Source organism: Bradyrhizobium sp. USDA 4341, from assembly GCF_054063755.1.
Map to the genome: position 1 here is coordinate 7,620,885 of NZ_JBSSGO010000002.1, position 15,236 is coordinate 7,636,120.

The window sequence follows — 15,236 nt, forward strand, 5'->3', positions numbered from 1 at the left end:
TTAAGCTGCTTTTAGCTCCATCTCGATCGGGCTGATATAGCCGATGGCTGAGTGGCGCCTGGTCCGGTTGTAGAAGCCTTCGATGTAGGCAAAGATATCACATGTGGCCTCCTGCCGTGTTGCATAGTGCCGGTGATGGACGAGTTCAGTTTTGAGCGTGTGGAAAAAGCTCTCCATCGGAGCGTTGTCATAGCAATCGGCCCTGCGGCTCATCGAGGCCCGGAATCCGGCGGACTGCATCACCTTGCGATACTCCGCCGAGGCGTATTGAACGCCACGATCTGAATGGTGGACCAGGCCGGTGCCAGGCCGTTGTGTTGCAATGGCCATCGCTAAGGCCGCCAAGGGCAGCTCGGCGCGCAAATGATCCGCCATCGCCCAGCCGACGATCCTGCGGCTGTAGAGGTCCATGACCGCGGCCAGATAAAGCCAGCCCTGATCGGTCTCGACGTAGGTGATGTCGGCGAGCCAGATTCGGTTCGACGCGGTGGCGATAAAGTTACGCTCGAGCAGGTTCGGGGCGATCGGGAAGTCATGACGGCTGTCGGTGGTGCGCACCCGGCGTGGCCGCGCCATGATGGCCCTGATACCGTGATGGCGCATCAACCGCTCGATGCGACCGCGGCTCGCCCCGCGGCCCTGGGCCTTCAACTCGACATGGATGCGCGGGCTGCCATAACGACCGCGGGCGCCGCGATGGACCCGCCTGATGTCGTCGACGAGGTCACGATTGGCCGCAGATCGTTGACTCTCCGGGCGCGAGCGCCAGGCATAATAGCCGGCCGGCGAGACGCCGAGCACGTCGCACAGGAGCGTTACCGGATAATCGGCGCGACGATCTTCGATGAAGCGGAACCTCATGTCCGCGTTCCAGCAAAGATCGCGATCGACTTTTTTAAAATGTCGCGCTCCATGCGCAGCCACTCGTTCTCTCGCTGCAAACGCGCGATCTCTGCCGCGTGGTCCGCCGACGGCAGCGCCGCCTGCGTTGTGGGGCGCCGCGTCGCCGCCGTCGGCTGCAGCCGGGCCCCTCGCTGCTCCACCCACCGCCGCAGCACGGAATCGCGCAGCCCAAGCTCCTTGGCCACCCATCCGACCGAGCGCCCGCTCGATGCTACGAGATCGACCGCTTGCCGCTTGTAGTCATCCGTAAATGACCGACGTTGACGTCCTTCCATCCGACACCTCCTGGCTCTTCGAGCCTACTACAGGTGTCCATCAATTCGGAGGAGGTTCACAAGCGATGGCTGTCGGTGCTGCGCGCGGAAGGCGCGATCGCGCCGTTGGTGCTACTGCCTCTCACCCCGCACGAACGGATCTTCAAGGAGTTCGATGCCTACCTACGATCAGAGCGCGGCTTGGCCCCGAGGTCCATCGTCCGCCATCTCCCGGTCATCCGCAGGTTCCTGCACGAGGTGTGCCCCGGTGGCGCCGCCGACTTCGTCGCCTTCATGGAGAAGCGCAAGGCCAGGAGCATCACGACGAAGCTGGCCATGGAATGGGCAACGCTGCCGCCTGATCGTCATGCATCCTGGGCGCTGCGATTGAGCGACGTGCGCGGGTTCGCGCGCCATGTCGCCAACTTCGACCCGAGAACGGAGGTGCCGCCCGTCGGCATGCTGCCCGGATGGAAGCGCGCCAAGCCCTATGTTTACAGCGACGCGGAGATCGATGCGTTGCTGACGGCAGCGCTGGCTCTGTCACCAGCGGACGGGCTGCGCCGATGGACCTACCATGCCTTGTTCGGGCTGATCGCGGTGACGGGCATGCGTATATCCGAGGCGATGGGCCTGGAGCGTGATGACGTCGACCTCGACGCCGGCGTGCTGACGGTCCGGCTGACCAAGTTCGGCAAGTCGCGGCTCGTACCATTGCATTTGACGACGAGAACCGCGCTGCGCGACTACGCCCACCGGCGCGATGCGCTGCTCGGATCACGCTGCGGCTCGACCGTTGCCGAACAGGGAGGCCGCTTGCTGCACCAGTACGTTCATCGCATCTTCTGGCGATTGTCCAGAGAGATCGGGCTGCGGCGCCCAGGTGATCGTACCGGGCCACGCGTGCATGACTTCCGTCATCGCTTCGCCATCCGGACGCTGCTCAACTGGTATCGCGAAGGCAAGGACGTCGAGCAACAACTCCCAGTACTATCCACTTACCTCGGCCACGCCTGCGTGCGCGACACTTCCTGGTATCTCTCGGCCTGCCCCGAGTTGATGGAAGAAGCCGCGCGGCGTCTCGATCGGCGATGGGAGGTGACGCCATGAAGCCCGCCTGCAATGTCGCCACGTTGATCGAGCGCTTCTTCACCGAGCGCCTCATGCGCCAGCGCAATGTTAGCGGCAACACGATCGCCTCCTACAGGGACACGTTCCGGCCGCTGTTCATGTTCGCACAGGTGCAGCTGCGGAAGCCCCCATCGGCCCTGACGCTCACCGATTTGGACGCAACGTTCATCGGCGCGTTCCTAACCGATCTCGAGGTAAAGCGCGGCGCCAGCGCGAAGACGCGTAACCTGCGTCTGACGGCCATCCGATCCTTCTTCAAGTTTGTGTCCTTCGAAGAGCCGGCAGACGGTTCGCTGATCCAGCGCGTGCTCGCCATACCGAGCAAGCGTCACGACAAGCGACAGGTGCACTTCCTGACGCGCCCCGAGATCGAGGCGGTTCTCGCCGCGCCCGATCTAACGACGTGGCTTGGCCGCCGCGATCACACCTTGCTGCTGGTCGCGGCCCAGACGGGCTTACGCCTCTCAGAGCTGACTGGCCTTGACCGGGATGCCGTCCACCTCGGGTCTGGCGCACACGTGCGATGCGTCGGTAAAGGGCGGAAGGAGCGGACCACTCCGCTGACCACACTCGCTCGGTGTGCGCTCCAGGCATGGCTCAAGGAACCGTTGCGGAAAGGAGCAACAGCGTTGTTCCCGAACGTGCACGGGGGCCGGCTCAGTGCCGACAGCGTCCAGTCCCTGCTGGGAAAGCATGTTCGTGTCGCTCACAAGAGTTGCCCGTCTTTGAAGGCCAAGAGCGTGTCGCCGCACGTGCTGAGGCACAGCGCTGCGATGGAACTGCTGCAAGCCGGCGTCGACTGTTCCGTGATCGCGCTGTGGCTCGGTCGAGACGACGCAGACGTACCTGCACGCCCACCTCGCCCTCAAGGAAGCTGCCCTGGCGAAGCTTAAGCCGTACGAGCGCGGCAAGTGAACCCGCTTCCAGCCGAACGACCGCCTGCTCGCCTTTCTGGAGGCGCTCTGAACGCCAGACTATGCCGAATGGAGTGGGGCTGCCGCGCACGCAATCGACGCGTGCCAGCGTGACAACGGCGCGCCATACCAAACCCGTTCGGCATAGTTCGGCGGCCGGCATAAACGGCCAAGATGAACGGTGTTGATCCGCAGGCTTGGCTGACCGATGTCCTTGCCCGTATCGCCTCTCATCCAGCTCATCGGCTGGACGAGCTGCTGCCTTGGAATTGGACCCCATCGGCCTCAAGGATCCCCGCTCGAGCTGCGTGACCATGCACGTCAACAAGGTCCATCACGTCACCACAATCAATCGCGTCGCCGAGGATCTCGGTGTGGAAGAAGACTGGCTGTCGGATGTCGCCAACGGAATGGAGATCGAGGACGGCGTCATCTGGGTCTATGGCGTCGGAGAAGATGGCGTCCAGGCGTTCACAGACTTCGGTATCGAAAACCTGATCGAGCTCGTCCGCATGTACAAAGAAAATCCGGGATTGCTTAAGCGCTGGCCGCCGGAATAATCCAATCAAGCTGCGGGCCTACGCCGGATGCTAACCTTGGTTCTAGCAAAGGCTAAACCATCTCCCCTCGGCCCAGCGGCATATGAGCTACGATATGGCTAGGTATTTCTACCGACATCGCATGGGCATCTATGCTGAGACGTTGTTTCGGCGCAGCCAGCGCGAGAGGCATGAGAGGGACTGGCTGCGGTACAACCTGATTCGGCTGGGGAAGGAATTGAGGCATTCCGAGCACTGGTCTAGCGCAGCGAACCAGCCCGTTCGGCAGGAAGCGACGGTGCCTGAACCGGTGTAACTCCATCCGAGATGACATGCGAATATTGCATCAAGGCCACTACTTGTCGAATTGACGTCGCACGGCCAATGCCTTGCATCCTTGCATTTTAGATGGTTCGCGAAGTAACTAAGCGGAATGAATGGGGTGGACACACGCGGAACTCATTGCGAATTCGGATTTGAGCCTCTTCTCGACCAGGTTCTGGATGACTCATGTGACAGAAAACAGAGATCGTCACGAAATATCGCTCATGACCGACGAACAGTGCGAGCTTGAGCGCTGCAAGCAAGAGATTACGCGTCTCAAACAGCTGGTTTTGCAACTGTCTGAAATCGTCTTACGCAACGTCGTAGATAGCGCAGAGGCACAAAGGCCAGCGCCGTGAGTCTCTGAGCGCTCCGCCGAACACGAGGCCGACGGAAACGAACGTTGCGTAGTAGCGCGCTGTTCTCACCAGCGCGGCTCCCACCCTCGGGGGCAGGGGAGCGGCCCCGCCCTTGTCTCCACGAGAGCGGGGCCTCTCATTTTCTAGTCGAAATATTTGAAGGTGCAAGGTCGCATTGCGTCATTCCTTCGGACGGAGCCTCAACTAGCTTGGCAAAGCTCGCCTTCACACGGCCCGCTATGACCATCGTCTTGAAGTTCTCAGCTGCGATGAATCACTCCCGATCGACGCTCTCAATATTTCGCTTTGCTCGGCAAGGCGGCCTCCGCTCCGGATGTAGTGGGTGCACGCCACAAAAAGCAGTTCTTCGATTATGGTTGGTTCTACGAGATAGCGGCGCCCAATTCCAAGTCACGAGGTTACTTTGTTGCCATTGCCTGCTGCGACGAGTAAGTCTACGCGACTCGCAAGAAGTTTCTAAGCACCCCGTGCCCGTCTCGGGTAAGTATCGATTCCGGATGGAACTGCACGCCATAGGTTGGTTCATACCGATGTGCGAGCGCCATGATCTCGCCCTCGTCGGAACGCGCGGTAACCGCAAGATGCGGTGCGCATGACTCATTGAGCTCAACGACAAGAGAATGGTAGCGACCAACGCAAATTGGGGACGGGAGGTCCTTGAATAGTCCTCGGCGTCGTGGGTTATATACGAGGACCGACCGTGCATTGGGCGACGTGCACGCGCCACGCGCCCGCCGAATATGCTGCCGATACACTGGTGTCCGAGGCAGATGCCGAGAATCGGAATACGCCCTGAGAGTTCGCGGACGACGGTAGTCGATACTCCGGCCTCCATTGGAGTGCAGGGACCGGGGGAGATGACCACTGCGCGCGGCTTGAGGTCAATCAGGTCGCTGACGCTGACCACGTCGTTGCGGAACACTTCCGTTGCTTCACCAAGCTTGTGGAAATAGCGGGCGATGTTGAAATGTGCACCGCATGTTTCAGCGCGAAATGCGTCAAAGATTCGCTGCGCCTTGGCAAGCGTCTCCTCGTATTCTGCCGCTGGGTCCGACATCGCCGTTATACCGCTGCCTGCATGAAACACAGCCATATCGTCGTCAATCGTTACTGTGCGGATCGCAATGTTCGTGTCCATCTGCCCGTTGAAGCCGATAAAGCCGATCGCTCCGCAATAGACCTCTCGCGCCACACGCTCGATTTCCGTAATTATCTGCATCGATCGCACCTTCGGCGCGCCGGCAATGGAGCCACCAGGAAAGCAAGCGCGAAGTAGGGTAACCGCATCTTCGTCTCCCGCAAGTTGACCCGTAACGACGGAGACGAGGTGGTGCACGGAGGCATAGGATTCAAGATCGCACAGGGCTGGAAAGTCGACAGAATGCGGAGTGCAAACGCGTGATAGATCGTTACGCACGAGGTCGACGATCATAATGTTCTCGGCCCGATCCTTTTCGGACGCAACGGGCATTTGAGCGCGGCGCTGGTCTTCGTTGGAGTCAGACGAACGCGCGATCGTGCCTTTGATGGGTCGTGTCTCGACCCGTGTTCCGTCTAGCTTCAGGAAGCGCTCAGGTGAGCTCGATGCGATGGTCAGCCTGCCGTAGCGCAGGAGGGCCCCGAAGGGTGCCGGATTCAATGACCGCAGTTGGCGGTAGAAGGTGAGCGGATCGAATATAGTCGACAGCCTGGCTGTGAAGCGCTGCGCAATATTGGCTTGGAAGAGGTCTCCGGCCAGAATCAAATCGATGACGCGCTGTACAGCCGCAATATATGCTTCCCGGCTGAAGCTGGAATTCCATGCACCGGCTGTGCCAGGGAGCACAATCCGCGGCGACTTCGGGTTGGCAAGCAGTGCTTCAAACTCATCTGCTCGACGACGTGCGCGCTCGCCGCGACGCGCGGGATCCTGCTCCGGCCATCCGGTCGAGACGATCCGGCATCTGTTGTGCCGGTGGTCGTAGCTGACGACAACGTCTTAAAGATGCAGAATGGATTGGGGCAAATGCTGACCGGGAATTGCTGGCGCCGGCAATTCCTCCAGCGTCCTGTTCAAATCGTAGGCAAGAAAGCCAGCCGCTCCTCCCTGAAACGGCGGGAGGTCGGGACGATGCTCTTGCGGATACTTGCCGAGAAGGGTGCGAAGAACGCCCCATGGATCGCCATCGATATCTTCGCCGTTGCAACTCGCCTGTCCACCCGCGACTATGTAGGTGCTGAATGGATCGCAAGTCAGATAGGAATAACGCCCGAGCAATTCATGCCTTGCTGCGCTGTCGAGAAACGTGAGGTTCGGTCGATGCGCGAGACATCGCACGGCTGTGATAGGCTCAATCCACTGTAGTTCACGGACGTGCATGGTTGATGAAGCACCGGCGACTGGCATGCTGTGGGACGCGCTTCGGTTGTGATCCCGACCCCAACGAGCGCGACGCTCGTCGGAGCGTCGCATGCTCTCGAGGTTGACTGTCAGATTAAGATCCGTCGCTGGATACGACGCGCCGACTAAGCTGGATTACGCCTGCCTCTGAGGCGAAACGCGCGTCCGTTGATACGTCATAGTCGGCCGCGAGGCGCTATCTTGAGATCGAGCCCGTTACAACGCTAGCGCCACCTGCCGCCTCGTGTGCCAAAGAGAGTGGTTTGACACTCTTGCGATGGCCGGCGGTCTGAAACGCAGCTCGCCAGATCTCATTCCGGGTCAGGCCGCGGGAAGGGCGAGACGCTCAATCGTTTGAATGTGGCGCGCCAGCAGGTTACAGGCTTGATCGATGCTGCGCGCTCGCAGCGCTTGCAGAATCACTACGCTTGCAAATTCGCGATTGGTGTTCGCGGTGGCGCGCAATGCTGGCTGGCGACCGTGGCCCAATTAGGATCACCGCCTGGTGATCTGGGCGCGGCTGCGGACCACCGGAAAGGACTACGAGGAGGCGGCGCTGAGCCTAGGCGCGGACGAAATTCAGGCGACGTTCCGGGTGACAATCCCAACGATGATGCCGGCGCTAATCGGCGGCCTCTTATTGGCATTCACGGCATCATTCGACGAGTTTTCGGCAACCCAATTCATAGTCACGCCGGTGACACAGACTGTCCCCACGCAGGTCTATTCGATGATTATGACCGGAATTGAGCCAACGGTGAACGCGTTCGCCTCGATCCTCATCGCGATTACGGTCACCATTCCACTACTGGCACAATTTCTCTTCGGCGCGTTCCGCCGCATTGGGCCGCCCCGAGCTGACATATGAATCGCTCTCCGAGCGCAGGATCTATGTGGCTTCAGCGCTCCCTTGGCGGACCTGTTCGGGCGTCGCCGGATGCGAAGACGCGAAGGGCACGTAACCAAGTCGATGGACGATGTGCTACGCCCCCCGAGGCGCACTTGGCGACTCGTGCTACCGTCCGCAGTAGCCAGACACTATGATCCATCCCTTTTCCGCGGCGACTCGCGACGCTTCGGCGACGAGGTCGTCATATTTTCCTCGCGAATTGCGCACCGGCGTCATCTAATGGAAAAGCCGACATTGCACACTCCAGTCTAAACGCTCCGCCTCCTGCAGATCCCCGACTGTCTCGCTCAGGCTCTCGACTATCTTCGGAATGACATTCATCGCCACGAGGGCACTGAGATTCATGTGGTCGGCGAAATCCGTCACAAATGGCGACTCGGCGCCGAATTCAAGCGCAAATGGCGCGCCCATTGCATTATTCGATATCGATCGGTCGGTACCATATCAAGCTAAATGACATCGTTGTCGCTAACGATCGTTCGGGGCAAGCAGTCCGCCACCACTCAGGCAGATCCAAAATTCGACATCCACCAATACCTGAGAAGCTTCTTTCGACGCTGGCTGCAGCGACAAATTTGAAGGGATGCGAATGACGAAAAAGGCGCATTTTCGAGGATGTTTCACCGCCCTGGCTACCCCTTTTGACGGAGACAATCTGGATGAGGAGGCATTTCGCAATCTCGTCGAATGGCAGATCGCGGAAGGAGTGCATGGCTTGGTGCCCGTCGGAACCACCGGCGAGAGTCCGACCCTCTCTCACGATGAACATAAACAGCTGATTGAGTGGTGCATCAATGAAGCTGGGGGAAGAGTGCCGGTAATTGCTGGTGCCGGCTCAAACTCAACGTCAGAGGCGATTGAACTATCGAGACACGCGGAGAAGGTGGGAGCGGACGCGGTATTGATTGTTACACCGTATTACAACATCCCAACTCAGGAAGGTCTTTTCCAACATTACAAGATGATCAACGATGCGATCGGGATTCCTATAATCATTTACAATATCCCCGGCCGTTCTGTCGTCGACATGTCACTGGAGACGATGAAGCGGCTTCAGGAACTGAGGAATATTGCGGGAGTAAAGGATGCGACCAACGATTTGGGCCGCGTCTCGCAGCAGCGCGCTGCTATGGGTCCGGACTTTATTCAGTTGTCGGGGGAGAACATGACTGTACTGGGCTTTATGGCGCATGGTGGCCACGGCTGGATCTCCGTAACCTCAAATGTCGCACCGCGCCTCTGTGCGGACTTGCAAAACGCATGCCTGACGGGGGATCACGCGACAGCGCTCAAATTGCACGACAAGCTTGCCCCCCTACATGTCAGTCTATTTGAAGAGACAAATCCTGCACCAGTCAAGTTTGCGTTGTCGCTGCTTGGGAAATGTTCGTCGACGCTCAGATTGCCGATGGTACCCGTTAGCGAAAACACGCAAGAGCGGATTCGCGAAGCGATGCTACACGCTGGTTTAATCAACTGATCCAAACCCGACTTGAAGTCTTCTATTCCATGATCGAACAGCTTGGGATCGATCTGCGGTTCGCGGTGAAGCATCTGATCCATGGTGATAGAGGTTCCGAAGTTGGTCGTCGATCTCAGGTGATTGCTGAAGGAGTGATGCCTTCGTGAAAGAAATTCGGATGAAACATCGTCGGTTCGCGTCGCCCATCGGAGGTCGAGCACGTGTGTCATCCTGCGCGTCAATTTCGCTGTGCGAATGCGACGCAATCTTGTCGCACGTCTCGACGAACGTGCGTCCATCGTCCTGCTAGGGATCTGTTGAGGCGAATCGGCGCGCGCCTTTCACCGCTACTGTTCATCGGCAGCTTCGAGCCGTGCAAACATTCGTCCGCTCTGTGGTGCTTCCATAACTCAATACCTGGTAGTTAGATAATCCAGCGGCCTCATGAGTAGATTGGCTGGCCTCAAAACGTGCGATGCGCCGATCCTGGCCCAAAGTTCAACTTCGTCCTACAACAAGCTGTTTGCGCGATGTTTGGTGGCGCGAAAATCACGACTTGTAAAGGCGCGCATGACGGGTTGTCGCCAGCTATTCGGAACATTCCGGATGATGATCAGTTTGATCACCCCATCTAGCGCATTCTGGGCTGCTGCTGCTGCTGGCTGATTATACTGGTGGGCCCGGCAGGATTCGAACCTACAACTAGACCGTTATGAGCGGCCGGCTCTAACCATTGAGCTACAGGCCCATACCGTATGCCGTCTTACAAGCTTGGCGCCCAAGGTGCAATAGCGCATCTGCCGCATGCGGCTCCGTGCCGGTGCCAAGCGATTGTCCGCCAATGCTCGCAATTGCCGTGCCAGTGATAGCGCCTCTGCTAGGAAATGCCGATCGCAGTCGATCGCTTGATGCGCCAATGGAAGTCTGATCGACAAAGTCGCTGAGGCGCTTCGCCTTTCGCCCCGGTAGCCAACCAAACTAAGAGGCCGAAACCTCACCATCAGCTCTCAACTTCCGGGCTGCGATTCGGCTCACGGTCTATCCGATCGTACCCGACTTACCGGAAGAAGCTGCAATTTGGTTTGCGTCTTGCCAATGATCGTCTTTCCATCGATTCTGAAGCGGTAGCCACGCGCCTGGTAGTGCTTCTTAGATACTGAACTGCACGCCTCTGTATGCATTAACTCTTCAAACTTCAAACGCGCACGTTGCCCCTGTCGGACGCCGCGTCGGTGCAGCGCAGACCGATGGATGCTTCCTCAATCAGCACAACTAAACTTGAGGCCGAAGAGAGCCGCCAATCCTTATGGGGCGACAATCAGGAAGAGAGCGCGTCTCACCTTGGTCGCCGCCGTCCAGATCCTACAGGACCGGTGGCCAGGTCAGGGAGGAAAGGTCCGTTAGGGTTGCGGTAGCGAGACTACCGCAAGATACCGCAAATCTCTTGGCGGATCTCGAATGAACATTTCAGCGCTAGTCTGGGGCATTATCCACCAACTCAGTGATTCGAAGCGGTGCGAAGAGGCCAACACCTCAATGGCCCAGGTAATACAATCGAGATTGCAGCAAAAGAAAAAAGTTGCGTACGCAGCGTACTGATTGAGCAATTTGTCGCGTTTTTCTGTTACCTCTTCAAAGGTCAGTCGGTAGTTATTCTGCGCGACACTATCCGCTGCTCGATATCTGCGGGCTGCACGGCTGCCTCGGATGCGGTCACAAGATGTACGCTCGCTACAGAGGCGCGCCGAGTACGTCTGCCAATCACCTGCGTTCGCATCACGGGCTGCCGGCGTGCCATACATCCGTGCTCCCCGCGTCGACGCCGCCATGGCGCAAGCGTTCCTCGTGGCGCTGGCGCCGGCCGAGATTGACGCGTTGTCTTGCGCTTATCGCGCTCAGCAGCAGACGTACAAAGCAATACGTAGCAATACCGAGCAGCAGCTCCAGCGCCGGCGTTACGAAGCAGCGCTCGCCGAACGTCAGTTTAACCGAGTAGATTCTGACACCGGCTCGTCGCTGCCGAGCTCGAACGCCGTTGGGAGGCGTCTCTGAAGGAGGCCAGAGCGGCGGAGGAGGTACTGGCCCGTTTGAAGGCTCCCCAGGCTATTGCTCAGACCGCCGTCGGCAACATGGAGCTGAACGACAAAGTCGTTCACCTCTCCGGCCGTCTTTCTGAGATTTGGACGGACTCGAGCACGACCGACGCGAAACGCAAGGCGCTGCTGCGTTGGCTCATTGACAAGGTGATCCTCGATCGTGGCGAGTACGACGTCGTCAGGGTGGAGGATCGTGTGGCGCGGCGAGCCGTCATCGAGATCGAGGTAGAGATGCGTGTCAGCTCAGGAGAGAATCTCACGCAGGGCGCGGAGATGCGATAACATGTGCTCGAACTCGCCCGCACCAAGATGCACGACGACAAGATCGCTGCCATGTTGACCAGCGAAGGACACCGGTCACCAACCCCGACGGGGGGGCTGCCGATCACTGTCCAGCGCATTGGGGGAACGCCATCGCGCCGCGCTACCTCGGAGGTGTTCGCTCCCTCCTCAAAGCTCCCGCCACGATCCCGGCCTTCTTCTCGCCCGTCCATAGTCGCCGCCGACGCTCGCCGGTGATCACCTCGATATGACGATAGGAGTCACCTTCCTGCCTGGCATCAAGCATGGCATTTGCCATCATTCCACCTCCGACGATTCCTCGTGCCAGGCTGTATCGCGCGCAAGCCGAGGGACGGCTAGGTGGGGTGCCTCACGCGGGTTACTATTAATCTGCAATCGCTCCCAGCCAATGAGGGGCCTTCGGCCAGCTGAAAATCGATTAATTCGCTTCCGACCGGCGCTGCCGTATTCGGTCAGGAAGGCTCGCGTCGTGACGCTTGCGTTGGAATCCTTCAAAATAAGAGCCCCTGAAGGAGGATTTGAGCGCGATGCTATCGAAATTAGCATCAATCGAGATCGAAATGTTCCTAGGTTTCGCTCGTTGCTCTCTCAATAGAGTTGCCGAGCTACGCTAGACGTAACCTTCGCGAGTCCCAGCCACTTAATATATGTGCTTCTCGATCTCCTATCGTAGCGTCAGGTCCGATTCATGCGCAGACAACGTGTCTGCGGTCGGTTGGATCGCGGTCTGACGTCACTAAAATTCCCAAGGGGGCAGCAATGAAGACCCGCGCCGCAGTCGCATTCGAAGCCAAGAAGCCGCTTGAGATCGTCGAGCTCGACCTGGAAGGGCCCAAGGCCGGCGAGGTCCTCATCGAGATCAAGGCGACGGGCATCTGCCACACCGACGCCTACACGCTCGACGGCTTCGACAGCGAAGGCATCTTCCCCTCAGTCCTCGGCCACGAAGGTGCCGGCATCGTTCGCGAGGTCGGCTCCGGCGTGACGTCGGTGAAGCCGGGCGATCACGTGATCCCGCTCTACACGCCGGAATGCCGCCAGTGCAAAAGCTGTCTGAGCCAGAAGACCAATCTCTGCACCGCGATCCGCGCGACGCAGGGCAAGGGCGTGATGCCCGACGGCACCTCGCGCTTTAGCTACAAGGGCAAGACGGTCTTCCACTATATGGGCTGCTCGACCTTCTCGAACTTCACCGTGCTGCCTGAGATCGCGGTGGCGAAGATCCGCGAGGACGCGCCGTTCGACAAGAGTTGCTACATCGGCTGCGGCGTCACCACCGGCGTCGGTGCCGTCGTCAACACCGCCAAGGTGACGCCGGGCTCCAACGTCGTGGTGTTCGGACTCGGCGGCATCGGCCTCAATGTGATCCAGGGCGCCAAGATGGTCGGCGCCGACAAGATCATCGGGGTCGACATCAACGACTCCAAGGACAATTGGGGCCGCCAGTTCGGCATGACGCATTTCGTCAACCCGACCAAGGTGAGCGGCGATATCGTGCAGCATTTGGTTAGCCTGACCGACGGCGGCGCCGACTACACCTTCGACTGCACCGGCAACACGAACGTGATGCGCCAGGCGCTTGAAGCCTGCCACCGTGGCTGGGGCGTGTCGGTCGTGATCGGCGTCGCGGAATCCGGCAAGGAGATCGCAACCAGGCCGTTCCAACTCGTCACCGGACGGGTCTGGAAGGGTACCGCGTTCGGCGGCGCGCGCGGCCGCACCGACGTGCCGAAGATCGTCGACTGGTACATGAACGGAAAGATCCAAATCGATCCGATGATCACCCACGTGCTGAAGCTCGACGAGATCAACAAGGGCTTCGAACTGATGCACGCTGGCGAGAGCATCCGCAGCGTGGTGATGTTCTGAAACAGCTTTACAACGGTAGGAGCAAATAATGGGTGTAATCTCGGGGGACGGCATCTTCTCGCACGTTTTTATCGGCGCCGCCGATCTCAAGACGTCGGAAAAATTCTATGATGCGACGTTGGGTGCCTTGGGTGTGAAGAATCTCGGGCCATTCGGCAATGGCTGGATTTTGTACGGCAAGGACAAGCCGGCCTTCATCATCGCGCGTCCGGGCAGCGGAGCCGCCCCGTCGAGCAATGGCGTGACCATCGGCTTCGCGGCGGCCAGCACGGCCCAGGTCGACGCCTTCCATGCCGCCGGCATCGCCAATGGCGGCACCGATGAGGGCGCGCCCGGTCCGCGTGGCCACTTGCCCGGAGCCTATGCTGCCTATCTGCGTGATCCGGCCGGCAACAAGGTCTGCACCTACACCTTCACGGACGGCAACTAACCGATGGGCTTGGAGCAGGTCAGCGCCAACCGCTCCTTCGGAGGAGTGCAGGGCGTCTATAAGCACGTCTCGGCGTCCACCGGCACGGAGATGGTCTTCTCGGTCTTCGTCCCGCCCCATGCGGACGGGACGAAGCTGCCGGTGGTCTGGTATCTGTCCGGCCTGACCTGCACCCATGCCAATGTCACGGAAAAGGGCGAATATCGCGCTTTGTGCGCAGAACTCGGCCTGATCTTCGTCGCGCCCGACACTTCGCCGCGCGGCGAAGGCGTGCCAGACGATGCCGACAAGGCCTATGATTTCGGGCTAGGAGCGGGCTTCTACGTCGACGCGACTGAAGCTCCTTTCTCGCAGAATTACAGGATGTGGAGCTATGTCACCCGGGAATTGCCGGATCTGATCGCCGCGCATTTTCCCGCGGATATTAATAAGCAATCGATCATGGGCCATTCGATGGGCGGCCATGGCGCCCTCACCATCGGCCTGACCTTCCCTGATCGTTACCTAGCCGTGTCGGCCTTCGCGCCGATCTCGGCTCCCAGTCAGGTGCCCTGGGGACAGAAGGCCCTGGCCGGCTATCTCGGTTCGGACCGAGCCGCGTGGCGCAAGCATGACGCGGTGGCGCTGATCGAGGATGGCGCCAAGGTGCGGGATCTGCTGGTGGATCAGGGCGATGCCGATCAGTTCCTCGCGATCCACTTACAGCCTGACAGGCTGCGTGACGCTTGCGCCAAGGCGGCCATCGCCCTGACGCTGCGCTTGCAACCCGCCTATGACCATAGCTATTACTTCATCTCCACCTTCATGAGTGACCATCTGCACTGGCATGCCGAACGACTGGCCTAGCAGCGGCATCTGGCCTCACGACGCCATCAGCACTCTCTTCAGCAGCACAAGATCGCGATACCGGTTAGGGCGGCAGGCGCGCCGAAGATCGCGTTGGGCATCGGCTGGCATTGATGAGAAGGGATCAGGGCAGGTAACCAAGAATAATAGCCCCCAGAAGCGCCCTCTTATGAACAACGGCCCCTGTACGCCTTCCAAGAGCATGAACTTACCATTGCCGATATCACGGCGCTGGGCGGTCAGCGTAATTTGTTCCTCAGCCGAACGAGGTCGATCAACTCTGTGAAGATAGATTTGTTACGGCAATTTGCTCTATTCCACTCTGGGGTCGGGCTGTCGGCGCACTGAGTCCTTCTGCCATGCATACTGACGATTGGGTGATCTTGCCTTGGCGGTCCACCACAGACCTTGTGTCCACTGCGATAGCACTGGCGTTGGGGAGTGCGAAGCCGCGCGCCAGCCAGTAGAGCGTGGAAAATGCAGCACGATATTCTC

Annotated in this window: 11 protein-coding genes, 1 tRNA gene and 5 pseudogenes; 11 read left to right on the forward strand and 6 right to left on the reverse strand. The window is 59.4% G+C overall.

Going from position 1 to position 15,236, the window contains the following annotated elements; translation table 11 throughout:
• A protein-coding gene (locus ACVIGB_RS42005) for an IS3 family transposase (protein ID WP_456724919.1) occupies window positions 1–1,178 on the reverse strand; the annotation gives its coding sequence in 2 pieces (ribosomal slippage) (window positions 1–881 and window positions 881–1,178; 1,179 coding nt in all).
• A gap of 75 nt (window positions 1,179–1,253) precedes the next feature.
• Here ACVIGB_RS42005 and ACVIGB_RS42010 point away from each other — a divergent pair.
• From ACVIGB_RS42010 to ACVIGB_RS42025, 4 genes and pseudogenes are all read left to right on the forward strand, one after another.
• Entirely contained in the window at window positions 1,254–2,267 is a 1,014-nt protein-coding gene (locus ACVIGB_RS42010; RefSeq protein WP_456724918.1) for a tyrosine-type recombinase/integrase, read from the forward strand.
• A pseudogene (locus ACVIGB_RS42015) lies at window positions 2,264–3,203 on the forward strand (tyrosine-type recombinase/integrase). Before ACVIGB_RS42010 ends, ACVIGB_RS42015 begins: the two are co-directional and overlap by 4 nt.
• A gap of 164 nt (window positions 3,204–3,367) precedes the next feature.
• Window positions 3,368–3,514: pseudogene (locus ACVIGB_RS42020) on the forward strand (transposase domain-containing protein); the annotation flags it as partial.
• Window positions 3,515–3,516: 2 nt separating this feature from the next.
• On the forward strand, window positions 3,517–3,762 hold the full coding sequence (locus tag ACVIGB_RS42025; RefSeq protein WP_176540006.1) for a hypothetical protein: 246 nt from the start codon (window positions 3,517–3,519) through the stop codon (window positions 3,760–3,762).
• 1,117 nt (window positions 3,763–4,879) lie between these two features.
• Here the strand turns inward: ACVIGB_RS42025 and ACVIGB_RS42030 are convergent.
• From ACVIGB_RS42030 to ACVIGB_RS42040, 3 pseudogenes are all read right to left on the reverse strand, one after another.
• Window positions 4,880–5,367, reverse strand: a pseudogene (locus ACVIGB_RS42030) (anthranilate synthase component II).
• A gap of 48 nt (window positions 5,368–5,415) precedes the next feature.
• Window positions 5,416–6,804, reverse strand: a pseudogene (gene pabB, locus ACVIGB_RS42035) (aminodeoxychorismate synthase component I); the annotation flags it as partial.
• 342 nt (window positions 6,805–7,146) lie between these two features.
• Window positions 7,147–7,248: pseudogene (locus ACVIGB_RS42040) on the reverse strand (GntR family transcriptional regulator); the annotation flags it as partial.
• Window positions 7,249–7,330: 82 nt separating this feature from the next.
• Between ACVIGB_RS42040 and ACVIGB_RS42045 the strand changes: the two are divergent.
• The gene (locus ACVIGB_RS42045) at window positions 7,331–7,693 is read left to right on the forward strand and encodes an ABC transporter permease (RefSeq protein ID WP_456724917.1); all 363 of its coding nucleotides are present in this window, start codon (window positions 7,331–7,333) and stop codon (window positions 7,691–7,693) included.
• A 258-nt stretch (window positions 7,694–7,951) separates the two neighbouring features.
• Here the strand turns inward: ACVIGB_RS42045 and ACVIGB_RS42050 are convergent, their stop codons facing one another.
• The gene (locus ACVIGB_RS42050; RefSeq protein ID WP_456724916.1) at window positions 7,952–8,146 is read right to left on the reverse strand and encodes a hypothetical protein; all 195 of its coding nucleotides are present in this window, start codon (window positions 8,144–8,146) and stop codon (window positions 7,952–7,954) included.
• Window positions 8,147–8,324: 178 nt separating this feature from the next.
• On the opposite strand from ACVIGB_RS42050, the gene dapA reads away from it, so the two are divergent.
• On the forward strand, window positions 8,325–9,215 hold the full coding sequence (gene dapA, locus ACVIGB_RS42055; protein ID WP_456724915.1) for a 4-hydroxy-tetrahydrodipicolinate synthase: 891 nt from the start codon (window positions 8,325–8,327) through the stop codon (window positions 9,213–9,215).
• Between the two features lie 654 nt (window positions 9,216–9,869).
• Here dapA and ACVIGB_RS42060 read toward each other — a convergent pair.
• Window positions 9,870–9,945: transfer RNA gene (locus ACVIGB_RS42060), tRNA-Ile, on the reverse strand.
• Between the two features lie 1,079 nt (window positions 9,946–11,024).
• Here ACVIGB_RS42060 and ACVIGB_RS42065 point away from each other — a divergent pair.
• From ACVIGB_RS42065 to fghA, 5 genes are all read left to right on the forward strand, one after another.
• The gene (locus ACVIGB_RS42065) at window positions 11,025–11,249 is read left to right on the forward strand and encodes a hypothetical protein (protein WP_456724914.1); all 225 of its coding nucleotides are present in this window, start codon (window positions 11,025–11,027) and stop codon (window positions 11,247–11,249) included.
• 35 nt (window positions 11,250–11,284) lie between these two features.
• On the forward strand, window positions 11,285–11,575 hold the full coding sequence (locus tag ACVIGB_RS42070) for a hypothetical protein (protein WP_456724913.1): 291 nt from the start codon (window positions 11,285–11,287) through the stop codon (window positions 11,573–11,575).
• Window positions 11,576–12,355: 780 nt separating this feature from the next.
• Window positions 12,356–13,465, forward strand: coding sequence for an S-(hydroxymethyl)glutathione dehydrogenase/class III alcohol dehydrogenase (locus ACVIGB_RS42075; RefSeq protein ID WP_456724912.1), 1,110 nt, complete (start codon window positions 12,356–12,358; stop codon window positions 13,463–13,465).
• 28 nt (window positions 13,466–13,493) lie between these two features.
• Window positions 13,494–13,895: a VOC family protein gene (locus ACVIGB_RS42080; protein ID WP_456717534.1), complete on the forward strand. Its 402-nt coding sequence runs from the start codon at window positions 13,494–13,496 to the stop codon at window positions 13,893–13,895.
• A 3-nt stretch (window positions 13,896–13,898) separates the two neighbouring features.
• The gene (fghA, locus tag ACVIGB_RS42085; RefSeq protein WP_456724911.1) at window positions 13,899–14,741 is read left to right on the forward strand and encodes an S-formylglutathione hydrolase; all 843 of its coding nucleotides are present in this window, start codon (window positions 13,899–13,901) and stop codon (window positions 14,739–14,741) included.
• Window positions 14,742–15,236 lie beyond the last annotated feature (495 nt).